Origin of the sequence: Acinetobacter sp. YH01006, from assembly GCF_013420445.1 — a bacterium.
GTDB classification, from domain to species: domain Bacteria; phylum Pseudomonadota; class Gammaproteobacteria; order Pseudomonadales; family Moraxellaceae; genus Acinetobacter; species Acinetobacter pseudolwoffii.
Genome location: NZ_VOYB01000010.1, coordinates 58,549 through 78,702, shown reverse-complemented (window position 1 = coordinate 78,702; position 20,154 = coordinate 58,549). Strand labels below are relative to the sequence as shown.

The 20,154-nt window shown below is 44.9% G+C and carries 19 protein-coding genes, 3 tRNA genes and 1 pseudogene; 7 read left to right on the top strand and 16 right to left on the bottom strand.

Annotated features, from left to right (window positions below):
• Nucleotides 1–66: 66 nt before the first annotated feature.
• The 3 genes from FTT73_RS10235 to FTT73_RS10225 all read right to left on the bottom strand — a co-directional run bounded on the left by FTT73_RS10235 (nt 67) and on the right by FTT73_RS10225 (nt 374).
• Nucleotides 67–143, bottom strand: a tRNA-Arg gene (locus tag FTT73_RS10235).
• 48 nt (nt 144–191) lie between these two features.
• Nucleotides 192–268: transfer RNA gene (locus FTT73_RS10230), tRNA-Arg, on the bottom strand.
• Nucleotides 269–284: 16 nt separating this feature from the next.
• Nucleotides 285–374, bottom strand: a tRNA-Ser gene (locus FTT73_RS10225).
• A 263-nt stretch (nt 375–637) separates the two neighbouring features.
• Between FTT73_RS10225 and rnr the strand changes: the two genes are divergently transcribed.
• From rnr to FTT73_RS10195, 6 genes and pseudogenes are all read left to right on the top strand, one after another.
• Entirely contained in the window at nt 638–3,085 is a 2,448-nt protein-coding gene (rnr, locus tag FTT73_RS10220) for a ribonuclease R (RefSeq protein WP_005168700.1), read from the top strand.
• A gap of 79 nt (nt 3,086–3,164) precedes the next feature.
• Nucleotides 3,165–3,719, top strand: coding sequence for a hypothetical protein (locus FTT73_RS10215; protein WP_180077495.1), 555 nt, complete (start codon nt 3,165–3,167; stop codon nt 3,717–3,719).
• 55 nt (nt 3,720–3,774) lie between these two features.
• Nucleotides 3,775–5,829, top strand: coding sequence for a M3 family metallopeptidase (locus FTT73_RS10210; protein ID WP_171255758.1), 2,055 nt, complete (start codon nt 3,775–3,777; stop codon nt 5,827–5,829).
• Between the two features lie 40 nt (nt 5,830–5,869).
• Nucleotides 5,870–6,079 (top strand): YheV family putative zinc ribbon protein, encoded by a 210-nt coding sequence (locus tag FTT73_RS10205; protein ID WP_171054337.1) that lies wholly within the window; start codon nt 5,870–5,872, stop codon nt 6,077–6,079.
• 17 nt (nt 6,080–6,096) lie between these two features.
• Nucleotides 6,097–6,531: a hypothetical protein gene (locus FTT73_RS10200; protein ID WP_005168705.1), complete on the top strand. Its 435-nt coding sequence runs from the start codon at nt 6,097–6,099 to the stop codon at nt 6,529–6,531.
• Nucleotides 6,532–6,586: 55 nt separating this feature from the next.
• Nucleotides 6,587–7,232, top strand: a pseudogene (locus FTT73_RS10195) (DMT family transporter).
• 61 nt (nt 7,233–7,293) lie between these two features.
• On the opposite strand, the gene FTT73_RS10190 reads toward FTT73_RS10195, so the two are convergent.
• From FTT73_RS10190 to FTT73_RS10170, 5 genes are all read right to left on the bottom strand, one after another.
• Nucleotides 7,294–9,576, bottom strand: coding sequence for a TRAP transporter large permease subunit (locus FTT73_RS10190; protein ID WP_159516279.1), 2,283 nt, complete (start codon nt 9,574–9,576; stop codon nt 7,294–7,296).
• Between the two features lie 197 nt (nt 9,577–9,773).
• Nucleotides 9,774–10,346: a rhombosortase gene (rrtA, locus tag FTT73_RS10185; protein ID WP_005094122.1), complete on the bottom strand. Its 573-nt coding sequence runs from the start codon at nt 10,344–10,346 to the stop codon at nt 9,774–9,776.
• Between the two features lie 67 nt (nt 10,347–10,413).
• On the bottom strand, nt 10,414–11,454 hold the full coding sequence (locus FTT73_RS10180) for a hypothetical protein (protein ID WP_180077500.1): 1,041 nt from the start codon (nt 11,452–11,454) through the stop codon (nt 10,414–10,416).
• Between the two features lie 536 nt (nt 11,455–11,990).
• Complete coding sequence (locus tag FTT73_RS10175; protein WP_180077502.1) at nt 11,991–12,377, bottom strand: hypothetical protein; 387 nt, start codon at nt 12,375–12,377, stop codon at nt 11,991–11,993.
• A complete protein-coding gene (locus FTT73_RS10170) occupies nt 12,370–12,627 on the bottom strand; it encodes a succinate dehydrogenase assembly factor 2 (RefSeq protein WP_005094125.1) in 258 nt (85 codons plus the stop codon). Before FTT73_RS10170 ends, FTT73_RS10175 begins: the two co-directional genes overlap by 8 nt.
• 183 nt (nt 12,628–12,810) lie before the next feature.
• Between FTT73_RS10170 and FTT73_RS10165 the strand changes: the two genes are divergently transcribed.
• The gene (locus FTT73_RS10165; RefSeq protein ID WP_180077504.1) at nt 12,811–13,983 is read left to right on the top strand and encodes an acyl-CoA dehydrogenase family protein; all 1,173 of its coding nucleotides are present in this window, start codon (nt 12,811–12,813) and stop codon (nt 13,981–13,983) included.
• Nucleotides 13,984–14,043: 60 nt separating this feature from the next.
• Here FTT73_RS10165 and FTT73_RS10160 read toward each other — a convergent pair whose 3' ends face one another.
• The 8 genes from FTT73_RS10160 to secY all read right to left on the bottom strand — a co-directional run bounded on the left by FTT73_RS10160 (nt 14,044) and on the right by secY (nt 20,127).
• Nucleotides 14,044–15,534 carry an NAD(P)/FAD-dependent oxidoreductase gene (locus tag FTT73_RS10160; RefSeq protein WP_180077506.1) on the bottom strand — a complete coding sequence of 497 codons (1,491 nt, stop codon included), beginning with the start codon at nt 15,532–15,534 and terminating at the stop codon, nt 14,044–14,046.
• Nucleotides 15,535–15,755: 221 nt separating this feature from the next.
• Nucleotides 15,756–16,121: a 50S ribosomal protein L17 gene (rplQ, locus tag FTT73_RS10155; protein WP_004281488.1), complete on the bottom strand. Its 366-nt coding sequence runs from the start codon at nt 16,119–16,121 to the stop codon at nt 15,756–15,758.
• Between the two features lie 18 nt (nt 16,122–16,139).
• The gene (locus FTT73_RS10150; RefSeq protein ID WP_005094131.1) at nt 16,140–17,147 is read right to left on the bottom strand and encodes a DNA-directed RNA polymerase subunit alpha; all 1,008 of its coding nucleotides are present in this window, start codon (nt 17,145–17,147) and stop codon (nt 16,140–16,142) included.
• A 16-nt stretch (nt 17,148–17,163) separates the two neighbouring features.
• Nucleotides 17,164–17,790 (bottom strand): 30S ribosomal protein S4, encoded by a 627-nt coding sequence (gene rpsD / locus FTT73_RS10145; protein ID WP_005094132.1) that lies wholly within the window; start codon nt 17,788–17,790, stop codon nt 17,164–17,166.
• Between the two features lie 12 nt (nt 17,791–17,802).
• Nucleotides 17,803–18,189: a 30S ribosomal protein S11 gene (gene rpsK, locus FTT73_RS10140; RefSeq protein WP_004281491.1), complete on the bottom strand. Its 387-nt coding sequence runs from the start codon at nt 18,187–18,189 to the stop codon at nt 17,803–17,805.
• A gap of 19 nt (nt 18,190–18,208) precedes the next feature.
• Nucleotides 18,209–18,565, bottom strand: coding sequence for a 30S ribosomal protein S13 (rpsM, locus tag FTT73_RS10135; RefSeq protein ID WP_004281492.1), 357 nt, complete (start codon nt 18,563–18,565; stop codon nt 18,209–18,211).
• A 105-nt stretch (nt 18,566–18,670) separates the two neighbouring features.
• On the bottom strand, nt 18,671–18,787 hold the full coding sequence (gene rpmJ / locus FTT73_RS10130) for a 50S ribosomal protein L36 (RefSeq protein WP_000867907.1): 117 nt from the start codon (nt 18,785–18,787) through the stop codon (nt 18,671–18,673).
• Nucleotides 18,788–18,807: 20 nt separating this feature from the next.
• Nucleotides 18,808–20,127 (bottom strand): preprotein translocase subunit SecY, encoded by a 1,320-nt coding sequence (secY, locus tag FTT73_RS10125; RefSeq protein ID WP_171063316.1) that lies wholly within the window; start codon nt 20,125–20,127, stop codon nt 18,808–18,810.
• Between the last annotated feature and the right edge of the window lie 27 nt (nt 20,128–20,154).

Sequence of the window (20,154 nt, the reverse complement as noted above, 5' to 3'; positions counted from 1 at the left end):
CCAAGAAAGATGTTCCCAAATTTCAGGCACAAAAAAACCGCTATGAAAGCGGTTGATTGTTCAAGTTGGTGCGCTCAGAGAGATTCGAACTCCCGACCCCTTAGTTCGTAGCCAAGTGCTCTATCCAGCTGAGCTATGAGCGCGTAACTTGTGTGCCTAGGTTGGCAATACGTTTTTTTGCTTAACTTACTTGGTGCGCTCAGAGAGATTCGAACTCCCGACCCCTTAGTTCGTAGCCAAGTGCTCTATCCAGCTGAGCTATGAGCGCGCGACATAAGTAAGCGTGGCGGTGAGAGAGGGATTCGAACCCTCGATACAGTTACCCGTATGCGTCCTTAGCAGGGACGTGGTTTCAGCCACTCACCCATCTCACCGTAACGTGCGGCCATAATACAAATTTCGGCATGGCACTGCAAGCGCAGCATCGAAAAAAAGTGCATATTTTTGCTCGTTTAAATACTTTTTAAGCAATTCAGCGATTTTTCGTACATTTTCCTGCTCAAAAAACCGAATAAATTTCCAGTTATCTAAAATGAACAGAAAATTGAAAACTTAAATGGATTATTGCAATCATTTACGTGCAGTCTGCGCACACATGTTTTATGCTAAACCTATCTCCTAAGATAAATTTAAAGACATGATGAAAAACTGGGTCGATCCTGAAGCAAAAGCTGAAGCCGAACGTTATGACAACCCTATCCCAAGCCGTACGCTAATTTTAGAAACCATAGAAAAAAATAATGCCCAGTCTCATGCCGACCTGGTAGAACATTTCGAAATCGCAGATCAAAAAAGTATTGATGCTCTCAGCCATCGTTTAATTGCGATGGTGCGTGACGGGCAATTGATGAAAGATGGTTATAAATTCCAGATTGCCGTCGAGCAGCCTGAATCCGAAGCGACGGTTTATATCAATTCCCGCGGGATGGGAACTGCCAACATTTCTGGCCAGGACGATCTCTTACTGGCTGAGCGTGAACTACGGCTGGTCTTTAATGGCGACCGTGTCAAAGTACGTCAAACTTCAGTAGACCGTAAAGGTAAAGCCTGGGGTTATGTGACTGAAGTTGTGCAGCACCGCGTTAAGCAGATCATTGGTAAAGTTTCCCTATATGAAGGTGAATACTTTGTTCAACCTGCCAGCCCAAATGCGCATCAGCCCATTACTCTTGAAAAAGAACTGATTGAACATGCGCAAGTCAATCTGGGTGATTCGATTCGCGTGGCGATTGATACTTATCCGACCCGTGAAGAATTTGCGACCGGTCATATTGTCCAGTCCATGGCAGATAAAGCCGATACCGAAATCATCATTCCACAAACCATTTTAGAATATGGTTTACCGTATGAATTCCCGGAAGAAGTGATTCAGGATGCAGAAAGCTTTAAAGAACCAACAGAAAAAGACCGTGAAGGTCGTGTGGATCTGCGTGATTTAGCTTTGGTCACCATTGATGGTGAAGATGCACGTGACTTTGATGATGCAGTATATGCTGAAAAACGTCCGGGCGGTGGCTATCGCGTGGTCGTAGCGATTGCCGATGTCAGTCATTATGTACGTACAGGCAAACCACTGGACGATGAAGCTCAGGAACGCGGAACTTCTGTCTACTTCCCGCACTTTGTTTTACCAATGCTGCCTGAAGCATTGTCGAATGGCTTGTGTTCTTTAAATCCGGCTGTTGATCGTCTCTGTATGGTCTGTGATTTAAAACTGTCACGTGCCGGTCGTGTTACCGGTTTTGAGTTCTATCCATCCGTGATGCACTCTAAAGCACGTTTGACTTATGATCAGGTCGCCCAATATCTGGAAGGCGACAGTCAGGCCATTACCGAAGATCGCGAAGTTCGCAAGTCGATCAACACCCTGTTCCAACTCTATCAGGTTCTGAAAGGTTTACGTGCTGAACGTCATGCCATGGAATTTGAAACCGTTGAAACGTATATGACTTTTGATGAGCTGGGCGGAATTAAAGAGATTTTGCCGCGTAGTCGTAATGATGCGCATAAGCTGATTGAAGAATGTATGTTGCTGGCCAACGTGGCAGCCGCAGAATATGCATTGAAAAATGAAATTCCGATGTTGTACCGCGTACATGAGCCACCTGAATTCTCGCGTATTCAAAAAGTCCGTGATTTCGTCAAGCTGCTTGGTTTGAAATTCCCGGAGCAACCGACCCAAGCAGATTATCAGGCGGTGATTGAAGCGACCAAAGACCGCATAGATGCACCAAGCATTCATGCGGTGTTATTACGCTCCATGATGCAGGCTTATTACGGCCCTAACAATGCGGGGCACTACGGTCTGGCTTATGAGGCGTACACACATTTCACTTCGCCAATTCGACGTTATCCAGACCTGTTATTGCATCGTGCCATTAAAGCGCATTTAAATAAAAAGCCATCTCCGCTTTCAGGTGGAGCTTTAGATGAAGCAGGAACACATTTCTCTGCCACTGAACGCCGTGCCGATGAAGCCTCTCGCTCGGTGACGACCTGGTTGAAATGTCATTATATGCAACAGCATTTAGGCGAAGAATTTGTTGGCATCATTAGTGCCACAGCAGAGTTTGGCCTGTTTGTGACGCTAAAAGACCTGTATGTGGATGGTATGGTGCATGTCAGCCAGTTGGGCGATGACTTCTTTGTCTTTGATCAAGTCAGTCAGAATCTGGTCGGCCAGAATCGTGGTCAGGTCTTTGGTCTGGGCGATGAAGTCAAGATCAAGGTGGCTGGCGTCAATCTGGAAGAGCGCAAGATCGACTTTGAACTGGTACAGCAACTCAGTCATGCCGGCCGTGCGATCCGTGCTCGTGCGCCGCGCGTGAGCGAGAAAAAACCGGCAGTACGTCCAGCAGCAACAGAAGAGGTTTTTAGCAAGAATGAGCGCGAGTCTAAATCCAGCCTGAATGCCGATGGAGAACAGCCCATACGACGCAAAAAAGCCAAAGGAAAACCCAGCTCTTACAACAGCAAGTCTGCTAAAAAATCTGCAGCAAAGCCTGAAGCAAAGGCTAAAGATAAAGTAAAGAAAAAGACCAAAGTGAAAAAGAAAAAGTCGAATGCAAAAGCCAAGACTGAATAATTTTTGACGGTATAAAAAGAGCGCTAAGGCGCTCTTTTTTATTTATAATCAAAATATTAAAATAGGAAAAATTATAAGAATGGATACCATAACTATTTTTACTTTGATCATTTCTTTAATGGCTTTGCTTGTGACTTATGCCGTATTTAAATCTGATCAGCAACCACAAATTATAGTTTTTGCTCTTCCGCATTACGGTAAGCAATCTTTCATTCAACTACAGATAAAGAATATAGGAAAATCCATTGCCTATAATGTACAAATATCGAGTGATCAACCCATTCCTAAACGGGCCTTCGGAATTAAAAAATTAAATACTTCAAAAGATTATTTTGATAGCGGTATTTTCAAACATGGAGTCAAAGTATTTACACCCAATCAGAGCTATATATACGATTGGGGACAATACGGCGGCCTCAGAGAGGCTTTAGATAATAATCCTATCACCATGAAAGTCACGTATTGGTATCAGCACCCTTTAAACTTATGGAAAACTCAAATCACTGATATTTCCATCATCGATATAAATGAACTAGAAGCCTTACCTTCATCTGATGGTGGATTTATTGAACAGCTTCAAAATATTAATAAAGAATTGAAAATATTAAATACAAAGCTAGAGAAAAAACTTTAACTCCCTTGATTTCCCCCACCAAAGGCCCTACATCTAGACTGAATATAGAAAATTAATTTGGCAGACCGACATGACTTTAGAAAAGGCAACTTTGCCTGTTCCACAATTTGATCAGATTACCCTGGCCGATCTCAAAGAAAAAATTGAAACAACCATTCAAGCCGGACAAAAGTTTTTAAATGAACTGACTGACACGCCAGACTCGGTTCAGGCCCAACTTGAGATTCTGGAACAGGTCGATACCCTCGAAAATAATATGAGTGAATCCTGGGGCGTGTTATCGCATCTGAATGCCGTGATGAACAATGCCGAAACCCGTGACGTCTATCAAGCCTTATTACCGGGTCTGAGCGAATACTATACACAACTAGGTCAACATACGGCGCTGTATCAAACTTATCAGCATGTTCATGATGCATCAATTTTTAATGAATTACCTGCAGCCCAGCAAAGTGCCATCAAACTGGCCTTACGTGACTTCAAACTGTCTGGTGTGGCCTTAGAAGGCGAAGCGAAGAAACGTTATGCGGAAATTTCTGCACGTCTCTCACAACTGTCTTCGGACTTCTCCAACCATGTGCTGGATGCAACTCAGGCTTATTTCAGACCATTAGCTGAAGATGAGTTAGCGGGTCTCTCTGAAAGTAATATTGAGCTGTTAAAACAATATGGCCAGCAACGCGAGCTGGATCAGCCGGTGGCTACGCTAGATTTCCCGTCTTATCTGGCAATCATGACCCATGCGGAACATCGTGAACTGCGTGAAGAGCTGTATAAAGCCTATACCACGCGCGCTTCAGATCAGTCCGAGCAGACTGAATTTGACAATACCGCCTTAATTGAAGAAATCCTCAGCTTACGTCAGGAAATGGCCAAGCTGCTCGGCTTCAACAATTATGCAGAATTGTCTCTGGCCAGCAAAATGGCGCCAAGTGTAGAGGCAGTAGATGAATTCTTGCGTGATCTGGCAGAGCATGCCCGTGCGCCGGCAACCAAGGAAATTGCAGAACTAAAAGCCATTGCCGCTGAAGATGGTATTGATGAACTGAAACCTTGGGACAGCAGCTATTATTCAGAGAAGCTGAAAATGCAGCAGTTTAACCTGTCACAGGAGGCGCTGAAACCTTATTTCCCTGCACCAAAAATCCTGCAAGGCCTGTTCAGTATTGTCAATCGCCTGTATGACATTCAGGTGATTGAACGTGAAGCGCCGGTTTGGCATCCAGAGGCGCGTTATTTCGAACTGGAAGATCAAGGTCAGGTGATTGGCGGTTTCTATTTTGACCTGTATGCGCGCCAAGGCAAACGTGGTGGTGCCTGGATGAGCGGTTTCCGTTCGCGCATGCAGACCCGTGATGGCCTGCAAAAACCGATCTGCTATATGGTGGGTAACTTTACTCCACCTGTTGGCAACCGACCTGCACTGCTCACGCATGATGAAGTAATTACCCTGTTCCATGAATTTGGTCACGGCCTGCATCACATGCTGACTGAAGTGGACAATATCGCGGTGGCAGGTACGCATGGCGTGGCTTGGGATGCCGTGGAGCTGCCAAGCCAGTTTATGGAATTCTGGGCCTGGGATCAGGACAGTCTGAATCTGCTCAGTGAACATATTGAAACCAAGGAATCTTTGCCGGCCGACCTGCTCAAAGCCCTGCTCGATGCACGTTTCTTCCAATCCGGCATGCAAACCCTGCGTCAGCTTGAATTTGCCTTGTTTGACTTGAGTATTCACCGTGCCAATCCGGCTTCAAATGCTGAACAGGTTCAGACCACACTGAATGAAATTCGTGAAAAATATGCAGTTCTGCCCACCACCGACTATAACCGTTTCCAGCACAGCTTTAGTCATATCTTTGCCGGTGGTTATGCAGCGGGATATTATTCCTATAAATGGGCCGAAGTTTTGGCCAGTGATGCCTTCGACCGTTTCGAAAATGAAGGGATTTTTAATACCACCACTGGAAAACAGTTTCGGGAAAATATCCTCGCAGTTGGCGGAAAAGATCAAGCACTTGACGCATTTATCAATTTCCGCGGACGCGAGCCAAAAATAGATGCATTGCTACGTCATCAAGGTTGGACGAACCGCTCTAAAAACGCTTAAACTAGCTTTTTAAGTTGATCACAAGGTGAGTATGATGACCATTAAACGTCGTTTCATTGCAGGCGCAAAATGTCCAAAATGTCAGGCGTTAGATCGCGTCGTCATGCTGACCTCTGGTGAAGATGAATGGATCGAATGTATTGAATGTGGTTATGAAGAAAATCGTCCCACACATGTTGACCAACCAGAAACACCAGCTGTTCCAGATGAAGTTGGCGTGATTCAGTTTAAACCTCGTTCAGTAAAATAAAAATCAAGGTTCAAGCTATGTCAGTAGAACAAAGAAATAACCCCAAACTTTTAATGGGGATTATGGGGGCTTTAGTTACTGTCGTTGCATTGGTATTGCTATATCAGTGGTTGAATGCCTCTTCCGGTGAAGCGGAACGCATACATCAGGAAGATATCGCAGCTGTTCCGGCAGCAAAACCTGCGGCGAAAACTGAAGAAGATACAGCGGCAGCGAAAGCAGCTGAGGCGATCGAAGCTAAAGCACTGGTATCAGATCAGCTGTTAGATGCACCGGTGCCGGAGAATGCCAGTTTGGCCAAAGAAGAAGTGGCTAAATTAGATGACATCCAAGTTCAGCTCAATGAACAAAAAGCCACACTGGATGCGCAGCATAGCGATGCCGACCAGTTGATTCAACTGAAAGAGGAACAGATCAAGTTACTTGAAGCACAACTTGCTCAAAGCCAGTAAATCTCGACAGTATTTCAGCTAGAATATCGTCAGATCTTCTAGCTCAGTTGTTTCCATGTCTGCCCCAACCGCTCCGCATCTGCTTAAAGCCATTCTGTTACTGACCTGCTCTGCTTTTCTCTTTTCAGTCATGGGCGTGTGTATCCGTTATGCCTCGGCAACGGTTGATAACGCCACCGTGGTCTTCTTTCGCAATTTTGTCGGGCTGTTTATTTTCCTGCCCTTCATTTTCAATAAAGGCATTGGTTTTTTCAAAACTGAAAAACTATGGATGCACACCTGGCGTGCGGTGGTCGGTCTGATTACCATATATGGCTTTTGTTGCAGTTCGAGCACTGACTAAAACCGAGTCTCCGGAAAAAATTGTATTTTATTTCTGTTTGATTGGCACCCTGATTTCAGTGATTCCGATGTTCTGGCTATGGCGGCCTTATACTCTGACAGAACTCAGCTATCTGATTACTGCCGGCATCCTGGCCAATTTTAGCCAACTGTTTATGTCCAATGCATATAAGCTGGCTCCGGCAGGACAAATTGGACCGGTCAACTATGTGGCAATTTTCTTTGCTGGTATGTGGGGATTTCTGTTCTGGCAGGAAGTTCCGGACCTCTATAGCCTAATCGGGCTGGGGCTGATTTTCTGTGCGATTCTACTGTGTAGCCCGATACTGCAGAAGCGCCTGAATTCATCGAAGATTTGATCAAGATTCGAAATCAAAGCAATAAAAAAGCACCCGTAGGTGCTGTTTTATTGCTTTTCTTTTATTGATACCAGCCGAACAGCTTAAAGATATAAGGCACATAGGCAATGATCAACATCGCAGGCAGCAATACTATCACCGGCAAAATCCAGCGTTCATAACGGTAGTAGAAAGACAGGTGTCGTACTTCGGCATCCGCTTCGGCCACTTCAGCATCACCAATCGACTGTCTGGCCAACAGATGATTCAGCGCAACTGGTGGCGTCACGTAACCCAGCTCAAAACCAATCAGGGTAATCATCCAGAAATGAACCGGATGAATGCCGTATTGGTAAGCCACTGGAGCAACGGTTGCAGAAATCAGAATCACCGCGCCAAATGGATCCATGATCATCCCGACAAAAATCATCAAGCCGACAATCAGTGAAATCACCAGAATGGTACTACTGATATCGGTCGGGAAGGCTTCCATAATTTCCATACGTTCCAGCAAGCCACCCACACTCACCGAGAGTGCCATCAGGATGACCAGCGCACCAATATGTCCCACGGTCTCACTGGTCGAAATATGCATGGACTTCCAGAAACCGACATGACGCAAAATTTCAGTCGCTTTCGAACGCTGTACAGTATGATCAACAGCCAGTTCTTTGCCTAGTTGTTCGCTATGTTCAGCTTCACGATATTCTGCATTGGCCGCGGCACCGGCTGTCACCAGTTCAGGTGTCGATCTTGAGTTTAAAGTTGCGGTCAAGGTTTCATCCCAATGCCCCACTGCCGGCAACGGCGCAGGTTCATGACGTAACTTATCGAACAGAACAATCATCAGCAGAATGACTGGCATCATCACTGGTGCGGTAAATTCATTCAGGTCAGTCGACAAGGCATATTTATAGAATAACCAGATCAGAATAAAAATCACGATATATGGAATAATCGCAATGAAGGCACGACCAGATTGAGGAGCAGCTATAGTAGGCGCAGCAATGCGGAATTTGTTTTCTGCAAAGAACAGGGAAATTACCAGGAATAAAGTCGAGCTGAGCAGGAAGACATAAATCCCGTAGTGATACAGTAAGTCGGTGGTCACTTCTTTATTGAGTGATGCCACAACAACAATCAGCAAGCAAGGACGTAAGACTACGCCCATTGAGCCGGACATTGCAGTGGCGGCCAGTGCAAACTGACGGCGTCCACCCGCATTCCAGACTTCCTTATAAATAATCGCACCTGCGGCAATCACGAAAATTCCTGATGCTCCAGTATAGGCGGTCGGTAATGCCGCTGCCAGCAAGATTAGCCAGGTCAGGGTTTCAGGTGCCAGATTCCAAGGACGCAGAATATTCAGGAACATGTCCACGACACGGGTCTGTTTCAGCAACATACCGGCCCAGATAAATAAGGCCAAGTTCAGGAAGATACTAGAAAACTCTACCAATTGACCGAGGTAAATCCCCTGTCCCATTGGATAGTCCATAAAGAAAGTGAAATTTATTCCGGTCGTAATGGCCATATAGGCATACAACGGTACACTCAGAAAGGCCAGACCAAAACTGCCGCCCTCTCGCGTTGGTTTTGGTTGTTTGATCACCTGATACAGGCTGATCAAGGTGAGTGTGCTGAACAGAATCATCCACAACCAGTAGATGTATTTCATTTCCCCCATCGGCACGCCCGAGTTCAATACGGACTGATATTGGCTATAGGATGAAAATGCCAGGAAAGCATTAGCAACCAGCATGGCGACCGAATAAACTTTAAAGTCGATACGCGTACTCGGGCTACGTAAGCCAATATGATGGGTTTTTAGGGTGGCACTGATCGCAGCAAAGACCACCATGATGACCAGAAGCAAAGCCCGGTTTTCCGTACCAAACTTGAAGATTCCAAAGAAAGAGGTTTCAAATGTCCGATAAGCCCGAATACTTGGATGGGCTTCCACATGCTGAATGGCTTTATCGTAAAACAGGTAGGATTCTTCACAGACCTGCTGTGCCTGTAACACCGCAGCACGGACATCCGCTTCCGAACGCACCCCAAAGAAATCGGCGTATTCATCGGCTGCATCGGCTTTCATCTGCTGCTGAACACGCTGATCAACATTGATATTGCGTTCACATTGTGGCCGCGTCGGTTCAGCCCTTAGAAATGAATATTGCATTCCGGTTGCCGGATCACCGTAAATACGCTCGCCCATACGCAGCAACTGGCCGTGAATCATTTCCCCGGTGCCAATAATCAAAGTGAGCAAAAGTAAAACCAGCACGACGAAGGTCGAGATCCACTCTGTCCATATATAACGCAACAGACCTAATCCTGATCTGTTTTGATCATCATTTTGCATGTGTATTCCTATTTTTATTTTAGCGGCCTAATGCTTGGTCTAGGACGCCGATCTTCCCTTCTGCCCCGAAAATTCCTTTTCAAAGGTCAGGATTTTTATTCTATGTTTTGACTCTGCATCAAAATCAGCACAATAAAAATGACAATTTATATTTTCTTTTTGTTTTTTTTGCCAAGTGCTTTATTCATTGCTTCACTTTAGCTATCCCGAAAATAGTTGCTGACAATATAGGCCAGCGCCAACATCACTCCCCAAATTACCCCGAGCAAATGTGCTTCGACCAAGACCGGACTGCCAATCAGCTGTGCAGTCCCGACATTGCCAATGGTATTTTCCCAGACCAGTTTGCCAAAGATCAAAAATAACACCAGTGCAGCAAAACTGCGTTCCCGCTTATACAGCAAATGTACACAGGCAACGGCAACATAGGCACCATGCAGCACACCCGACAAGCCAGCGTAGGCTTCAATATTGGGTAAGAAAAAATAAAAACTTAAACTGATCAAAGGTGGCAAGATCAGTAAAATGGCAGAAAAGTGCCATAGAATAGCGCGTGGAAAAATAAAAGGCAGACAGATAAAAGCGAGAATATTCAGGAAATAATGGGTCCACCCCACATGTACCCAATGTGCCGTCCACAGTCGCCAAAACTCACTGAGCAAACTCTCTTGCCAGTAGATGAAACTATCCTTGAAAATTTGCAGACATGCACAGAGAGAGACAAAAGCCGCTAGAAAAATAATTTTTCGTCGAACATGTTGATCTAGCATCAGCTTATGCTTCTCCCTAACCATCTAGTTTAATTTCATCCTTAAAATTCTATGCAGGCTATCTGGGTTACAGGTCTGAACTGAACAGGTCATCGAGTTCCGAAGAGCTGTCTGATTCATCCCAGAAACGTTGCATGCCATCATCGGCGCTGCGCACACCAGTATTTTCTGTCCAGTAACGGTCTGAAATTCCACCAACCATAATCGCTGCCATACTGTCGATCAGTTTGAATTGTGGATTTACCGGCTTTTCCTCGGTACGGGCCTGCGCAAAGGTTTTTAAAGCATCGCGGATTTTGGCATCGTCACCGCTGGCCTGTGCTGCTACAGCATATAAAGCATGCGATAAACGTACACCTTTTTGCTCACCAATTTGTGTAGATTGTTTTAATGTTTGGTAAGGATCAGGTTTACCATCGCTTGCACCTGGTAATAAAGTCCAGATCACAGCACGCGTAGCATTAGGTGCTCCCCAGAATTTGGCATTATCCAGACAGGTCATACCACGTTCCACCACGGCAGCGATATCTTTGGGCACATGCACTGCGCCGCCGGAATTAATATCATTGGTCATGGCTTGTAAACCACTCAACATGCCCAGCAGATAAACCGTTTGCTCTATATCGCTGTTCATGCGCGGGCATTCTTCACCCAAGGCTTTTTGATATTTTTTTTCATAACGGCTCTGGAACAATTGATAACCGGTATATTGACGCTGTGCCGCTAGAGCCGCCCAGCGCTTCTGCTCGATTCGCGCATCTTGGGCTTCCGCTACCTGGTTGGATTTTGAAGCACGTAAATAGCGTAACTCAGCTTCCAGCGCCTTTTGCTCGGCACAAATGCCGGCAGCCGAATACATCAATACGGCTACTCGCGTCGGATCCGCTCCCATTTCTTTGGTTGCCATGATGGCCGGAGTTAGAGAATTGCCTGAATTACAGACCATCTCGGCATCATCCATGGCTAAAATTGGCGGGACAATATGGTTTTCGGTAAAACCCAGTGCGACATTGGCACCGGTTTTAATGACATGGGAACACCCCGTTAATACTGTTGTTGTTATTGCAATGGTCGCCATACCTTGGCATATTTTACGGACGCCTGACATTTTCCTGTCCTCTATAATTGTGATTATGTCCATCTTTCTGCTAAAGATATCAGAAGCATTTTGTGAATAAAAGAGTATTTACTCTAATTTAGACCAGACACTGTGCCATCAAACTGGCCGACTGCAATTGACTTGATCTGTTGAATTACCAAATTTTGGGCAAAAAAAAGTAGCATTGCGACGGTTCAGCACATGCTACTTATTAACTGTACAAACAGAGAGCCGGTAATAACTCTGCTTGATTAAGATGAAAATTTATCCTTCAGCACCGTCGCGAATTGTCCAACCCCCAAAGCTGAAACAATCACTACGATCAAGAACATCCACACTGGAGATTCTATTGAGTTCTCCCGTATTTGCTGTTGGTGCGTTCAATGTACAGGCTAAAAATAAAACATAGGCGGGAAATTGTCATACAATTTATCTTACTGATAAGTCATTATTATTTTTTGTCTGACAATGAAAGCGCGTTAATGATCTAAGTATCTGTTTTATTGAAATTTCAATCAAGTGATTAAAATAGCGTTGTCTGACAACTAGATAAGTTTGGTCAGAACTTTCAGGGATTTCCATTGTTTTAGCGGCAATTGGTCACACCAGATCAATAAAGGCTGAGCTTTGGCGTGCTGAAAATACACCACAATATAAGCTTGATGATCAACCACATGACTAACACATACCCGACAGGTGGGCCGAGATTTGGCCGTCAATGACCATTCACGTCCATCCAGATATTCAAACTGTTCAATCTGGGGCGTCTTGCGATAAAACAGCTGATAAATCACCAGTCCAATCGCAGCACACAGCAGCCAAATCGCAATCGGCAATAGCTGGTATAGCAGGTACATCAACAGTGCAAAAATAAAAAGCTGAAACGCCAGTGCACAATAACTGCGTTTCAGCTTGAAACAGCGATTATCCATGAACGTAAAATTTAAGCTTCTTGATCAAATCTTTTAATTCAGGACGCGGCGGCTCAGAGACTTCCATAAACCAGTCCAGCAGATCTGGATCTTCCTGATCGACCAACTCAGCAAACATCTGCTTTTCAAAAGGATCAGCAGTTAAGTAGTAGTTTTTTACGTAGGGATCAAAATACACATCCAGCTCTTTTAGACCACGACGCGCGCGATAAATCACTTTGCGCTCTTCTAAGGTGATGTCATCAGTCATCGAATTTCCCCAATTCGTTATAAACCGGAATAGTTTACCTGAAGCCATCGCTGAATTTCGAGGGATTTCATACAAATGACCAAAAGCATCAGCATATTTAAGTTATTTGAACATTCCGCTCATTGTTGCCGATCTATGCTTGACCTACTTTAAAGCAAACAGATCAGAATAAGGAATAACAAGATGCAATCCGCAGCCATTCGCCCGCTTGCCCCGATGCTACCCCGCCAGCTTTTTACTACCGAACATGAAGCATTTCGTGAAACCGTACGCAAGTTTTATGAAAAGGAAGTTATTCCGCATAGCGAGCGCTATGAAAAGCAACAGCATGTGGATCGAGAGCTCTGGACTAAAGCGGGTGAACTGGGGCTACTCTGCACCACCATGCCAGAACAATATGGCGGCTCTGGGGTAGACCGGCTGTATAGCATGATTCTGATTGAAGAACAGGCTTATGCTGGTGATTCAGCCACGGGGTTTTCATTACATTCAGATATTGTCGCCAATTACCTGCTGAACTTTGGCAATGATGCTCAAAAACAGCAGTGGTTACCCAAAATGGCTTCCGGGGAAATCGTCACCGCGATTGCCATGACCGAACCGGGAACCGGCTCTGACCTGCAAGCAGTACGTACCTCTGCAATACTGGATGGCGATGACTATGTGATTAATGGATCCAAGATCTTTATTACCAATGGCTATCTCTGTGATATGGCGATTGTGGTCTGCAAGACCGGTCATAGTGACAAAGGCTCGGCCAATCTCTCATTGATTATGGTCGAAGCCGACCGGGCCGGATTTAGCAAAGCTAAACCGCTGAATAAAATCGGCATGAAAGGCCAGGATACTTGCGAGCTGTTCTTTGACGATGTACGCGTACCACAAGAAAATTTGCTCGGTCTGGAAGGCATGGGCTTTATGATGTTGATGAAAGAACTGGCCTGGGAACGCCTGATTGTGGCAATTATGTGTCAGGCTGGCGCTGAAGCTGCTTTCGCACATACAGTGAAATACACTAAGGAACGTCAGGCCTTTGGCAAGAGTATTAGCCATTTTCAGAATACCCGCTTTAAACTGGCAGAAATGCATACCGAAATCGAGTTTTGTCGCGCTTATCTGGATCGCTGCATGGAGCTGCAACTCAAGCAAGAATTAGGCATCGATGCCGCTGCTGCGGCCAAATATAAGATTTCAGAAATGTATAGCAAGGTGGTAGATGAATGCCTGCAATTGCATGGTGGTTATGGCTATATGCTGGAATATCCAATTGCCCGGGCCTATATCGACAACCGTGCCAACCGGATTTATGCCGGTACCAACGAAATTATGAAAGAACTGATTGCACGTTCACTGTAAACTGGACGCATAAAAAAGGAGTCACTCAGGACTCCTTTTTCTTTAGTTCAATATCCGACTTTAAGAGACCAGACGCGGTTTATGTTTGAGAGCCTTGCTGTTTTTTTTAAATTTCAGCACCCTATCTTCAAACGAAGCCTGTTTAAGTTCCTTACGATCTGCAAGATAATTGTTGCTGACTTTCCACGGTGCATGTTTACCTTGTTTTGGCATCACATCTGCAGCACGGGCAATATAGCCCGAACTGAGACTACCCATCACAGTATCCTCTAGCAATTCAGTCTGATCACCCTGAGCGATGACTTCAGCATAGCCCTGCTGATCCATATAGTTCAGCAAACGGCAAATGTACTCAGCGGCAATATCCACTTTTAAAGTCCAAGAGGCATTGATATAACCAATAATTAGCGCCATATTCGGCACATCACTAACCATGATGCCTCTATACAGCATATGTTGTGAGGTATCGACAGGTTGACCATCAATCGTCGCCTGAATTCCACCAAGAATCTGGATATTTAAGCCTGTGGCTGAAACGATAATATCTGCCTCCAGATGTTGACCCGATTTCAGCTGAATGCCAGTTTCAGTCAAGCTTTCGATCTGATCCGTTACAACTGATGCCTGCCCTTCACGTAAAATTTTAAACAGATCACCATCCGGCACCACGCATAGGCGCTGATCCCACGGCTCATAATTCGGGGTAAAGTGTTTCATATCCACTTTACCTTTGAGCTGAAACTGCACGGATTTAAGTAACAGCGTTTTTAACAGTTTTGGCTGTTTTTGTGCCAAGGCATAAATTCCGCGCTGCATGCCAATATTCCGGGTACGGGTAATTTTATAAGCCACATCTTCTGGTAGATACTGCCGCATCTTTGCATAAATCATATCAATGGAGGGCACTGAAGCGATATAGGTCGGGGAACGCTGTAACATGGTCACATGCCCGGCGCCGCCTTTGACCATCGCCGGAACTAAAGTAATCGCGGTGGCACCACTACCAATGATCACCACTTTTTTGCCCTGATAATCTAAATTTTCCGGCCAATGCTGCGGATGAATGAATTGACCTTTAAAAGCCTCCTGATTTGGAAACTCAGGCTGAAAACCTTGGTCATAATTGTAATAACCGGTACAACTCAGTACGAAATTCGCAATCCAAATCTGCTTCTTGCCGTGTTCATCCTCAATCTCTACTGACCATTTGCAGGCCATAGAATCATAGTTGGCGGTTAACACACGGTGTTGATAATGAATTTTCGATTCCAGATTAAATTCATCTACTACTTCGGCCAGATAGCCCTTAATCGAAGCGCCATCGGCAAGTACACTGGCTTTTTTCCAGGGTTTAAAATTAAAACCAAAGGTCGACATATCCGAATCAGAACGAATTCCCGGATATTTAAATAAATCCCAAGTTCCGCCAATGCTGGCACGTCGCTCAATAATTTCAAATGAGCGCTGCGGACAATGTTTAGAAAGATGCGCTGCCAGACCAATTCCCGAGATCCCCGCACCCACAATTAAAATATCGATTTGCTTTTCCATATTGTTCTTTTACCTAAGCGATACTATCTGTTTTTATTAAATCACAAAATTGACAATACACAATGTCAAGTTTGATAAAAAGCCATTATTTTTTTATCTTTTCAGGCCAGATTCAGATTAGTTCTGCATGATGCAAATACCTGAAAATAAATTTCAGACATTAAAAAAGGCCGGTTTATTCAACCGACCTTTTCGAACAACTCGCGTTATTCTTCACGAAATTAGTTAACTTCGCGATCTACTAGCTCAACGTAAGCCATCGGTGCAGCATCACCTGCACGGAAGCCCGCTTTAAGAACACGTAGATAACCGCCGTTACGCTCTTTGTAACGAGGGCCAAGAACGGTAAATAATTTACCAACAGTTGCTGCTGAACGAGTACGAGCAAACGCCAAACGACGGTTTGCTACTGTATCGTTTTTAGCTAAAGTGATTAAAGGCTCAGCTACACGACGTAACTCTTTCGCTTTAGGCACAGTTGTTTTGATCAACTCGTGCTCGAACAAAGAGTTAGCCATGTTTTGGAACATCGCTTTACGATGGCTGCTTGTACGGCCTAATTTCACACCACTATTACGATGACGCATGGTGATAGTCCTACTTAATTAACGGCTACGATAGGCGAAACGATCGTCCATACGGAGACTAGCCGGTGGCCAGTTCTCTAAACGCATGCCGAGTTGTAAGCCTTTAGAAGCCAGAACATCTTTGATCTCAGTAAGCGATTTTTTACCCAAGTTAGGAGTTTTAAGCAACTCAACTTCAGTACGCTGTACAAGATCACCAATGTAGTAAATGTTTTCTGCTTTCAAACAGTTAGCAGAACGAACAGTTAGCTCTAGATCATCTACTGGGCGAAGCAAGATTGGGTCAACTTCTTCACGCGGCTCTTGAGCCACAGGTGCTTGATCTTTCTGAAGGTCAACAAAGATTGCAATTTGTTGTTGCAAGATTGTTGCCGCTTTACGGATTGCTTCTTCAGGATCTACAGTACCATTGGTTTCAAGATCAATGACCAATTTGTCAAGGTCAGTACGTTGTTCTACACGAGCGTTTTCCACTGTATAAGACACACGTTTGATTGGGCTATAAGAAGCATCTAACTGCAAGCGACCCACTGGGCGAGTTTCGCCTTCTGGGAAGCGTGAATCAGAAGTCTCGTAGCCACGACCTTGAGCAACTTTCAGACGCATTTTCAATGAGCCTGAGGCACTTAAAGTACCGATCAAATGTTCAGGGTTAACCACTTCAACATTATGAGGTAAACGAAGGTCAGCCGCAGTTACGTCGCCTGCACCTTGTTTCTCTAATGTTAAGTATGCTTCATTTTGATCGAACAGCTTAATCGACAATCCTTTTAGGTTCAGCAAGAGCTCGACGATGTCCTGCTGCAAGCCTTCCAAAGTACTGTACTCGTGCTCGACCCCTTCAATCTCAACTTCTACCACAGCTGCGCCAGGTAGAGAAGAAAGAAGGATGCGACGTAAAGCATTACCCAGAGTATGACCAAAGCCACGCTCTAAAGGTTCTAGAATAACTTTTGCCGAGGTCCCGCTTGCCGCTTCGACCTTGATCGCTTGCGGAGTTAGAAACTCATTTGCAGTACGCGTCATATTGCTTCCTCAAGGATTATTTAGAATACAATTCTACAATCAAGCTTTCGTTGATTTCAGCAGGTAAATCAGAACGATCCGGTGCAGCTTTGAACGTACCTTCTAATTTAGAATGGTCGATTTCCATCCAAGAAGGCATGCCACGTTGAGTTGCTAATTCAATTGCGTTTTTGATACGTAATTGTTGTTTAGCGCCTTCGTGAACTGCGATCACATCACCCGCTTTAACTTGGATAGACGCAATGTTAACACGACGGCCATTCAAAGTGATGCTGCGGTGAGATACTAACTGACGAGCTTCTGCGCGAGTAGAACCGAAACCCATACGATAAACAACGTTATCAAGACGGCTTTCAAGTAGCTTCAACAAGTTTTCACCAGTTGCGCCTTTAACACGAGCAGCTTCTTTGTAGTAGTTACTAAATTGACGCTCTAAAACACCGTACATACGACGTACTTTTTGTTTTTCACGTAATTGTAGTGAGTACTCAGACTGTTTACCGCCACGAGCTCCACCATGTTGGCCAGGAGCTTTAGCGTGTTTTTTAGTTTTTACATCAAACGGTTTAACGCCTGATTTAAGTTGCAGGTCTGTCCCTTCGCGGCGAGAGAGTTTGCATTTTGGACCAATATAACGAGCCATGAATGTTTCTCCTTACACGCGACGTTTTTTAGGTGGACGGCAACCGTTGTGCGGGATTGGCGTCACATCGGTAATGCTGTTAATTTTATAACCCACTGCACCTAAAGCACGAACCGCAGATTCACGACCAGGACCAGGACCTTTTACAAGGACGTCCAAGTTTTTCAAACCGTAGTCTAAAGCAGCTTTACCAGCAACTTCAGCAGCTACCTGAGCAGCGAACGGAGTTGATTTACGTGATCCACGGAAGCCTTGTCCACCTGAAGTGGCCCAAGCCAGTGCATTACCTTGACGATCGGTAATAGTCACAATGGTGTTATTAAAAGAAGCGTGAATGTGTGCGACACCTTCAGAGACGGTACGAGTGACCTTCTTGCGTGCGCGAGTATCTTTAGCCATCTTTTAGCTTCCAGAAATCTTATTTCTTAATAGGTTTGCGCGGACCTTTACGGGTACGAGCGTTAGTTTTGGTGCGTTGACCGCGGACAGGCAAGCTGCGACGATGACGAAGACCGCGATAGCAGCCTAAATCCATTAAACGTTTAATGTTCATGGAAATTTCGCGACGTAAATCACCTTCGGTCGGAACCTTAGCAACTTCTGCACGAATCGCATCAAGCTGAGCGTCATCTAATTCACGGATCTTAGTCGTTGGAGCAATACCCGCAGCAGCTAAAATAGCTTTTGAAGTATGGCGACCAATACCAAAGATATACGTTAGAGAGATAACAGCGTGCTTGTTATCCGGAATGTTTACACCGGCAATACGAGCCATTCAATTTTCTCCAAAAAGGCAGTAGATAATCAACCGCCCCACAAAAATCTTGAGGGGCGGATAATAACCCAATTCGCCTACAGAAATCAACAGGTCTTAATCAGATTAACCTTGACGCTGCTTATGACGAGGTTCTGCGCTACAAATTACGCGGATAACCCCATTACGACGGATAACTTTACAGCTACCACAAATTTTCTTAACAGAAGCTTGTACTTTCATGATGAAACCTCTAAGTGCGCTTATCCCTTAGGATGAGCTGTCGTTTTTCTCATTAACGTTTGATTATCGTACTGGTGCGAGGTGAGGTGTGACTGCAGCTGAGCCATAAAGTCCATCACTACTACCACAACAATCAGCAAAGAAGTACCACCCAAATAGAATGGAATACCAAATGAACTTTGCAACACCATCGGCATCAAACAAATGACGGTGATGTAAATCGCGCCAATAAATGTCAAACGACTGAGAATATGATCTAAGTAACGAGCAGTTTGCTCACCTGGACGTATACCAGGCACATAAGCTCCGCTGCGTTTCAAGTTCTCTGACACTTCTTTAGGACTAAATACCAGTGCTGTATAGAAGTAACAGAAAAAGATAATTAACGCACCAAAGAGCACCAAATACAACGGCTGACCAGGCGACAATACCAATGCTACATCTTGCAGGCTACGCTGAATAAATCCGGCATTCGGATCTGCACTACCCACCCACTGGCCTAAGCTCGCAGGGAACAACAGCAATGAGCTGGCAAAAATTGCCGGAATCACACCCGCCATATTAATTTTCAATGGCAAATGTGTCTGCTGTGCAGTAAATACACGACGACCTTGTTGTTTTTGAGCATAGTTGACCGGAATACGACGCTGCGCTTTCTCGATAAACACGATGGCTGCCAAAACACCCAGAGACAACAGACCAAAAATTACCAAGCCAATCAGGCTGGTCTGGCCATTATCTACAGATGACAAAGATTGCATAATTAAATTAGGCAATCCGGCAACAATACCCGCGAAGATGATCATGGAAATACCATTCCCCACCCCACGTTCGGTAATCTGCTCACCCAACCACATCAAGAACATGGTTCCCGCAACCAATGAGGTTACTGCAGGAATATAAAAAGCCAAACCAGTATTCAGGGTAATCCCCTGACTGATCAAGCCTGCACACATCCCGATCGCTTGTACAAGCGCCAGAAATAATGTGCCTTGTCGTGTGTATTGATTTATTTTACGTTTGCCTTGCTCGCCTTCTTTTTTCAAAGCTTCCAGCGAAGGAACCACTGTCGACATCAGCTGCACGATAATCGATGCAGAAATGTAGGGCATGATCCCAAGAGCAAGAATAGACATTCGTTCTAATGCACCACCGGAAAACATGTTAAACAAACCAAGGATAGTACCTTGGTTTGCATTAAACAGGTTTTCTAGGGCCGCATTATTGATGCCCGGTACTGGAATATGCGCTCCTAGCCGAAACACCAACAACGCACCAATGAGAAACATCATTCGACGAATAATTTCACGGTATTTCACATGAAATGGTTGGCCTTTCATCATGTTGACATGACCTGAAGAACTAGG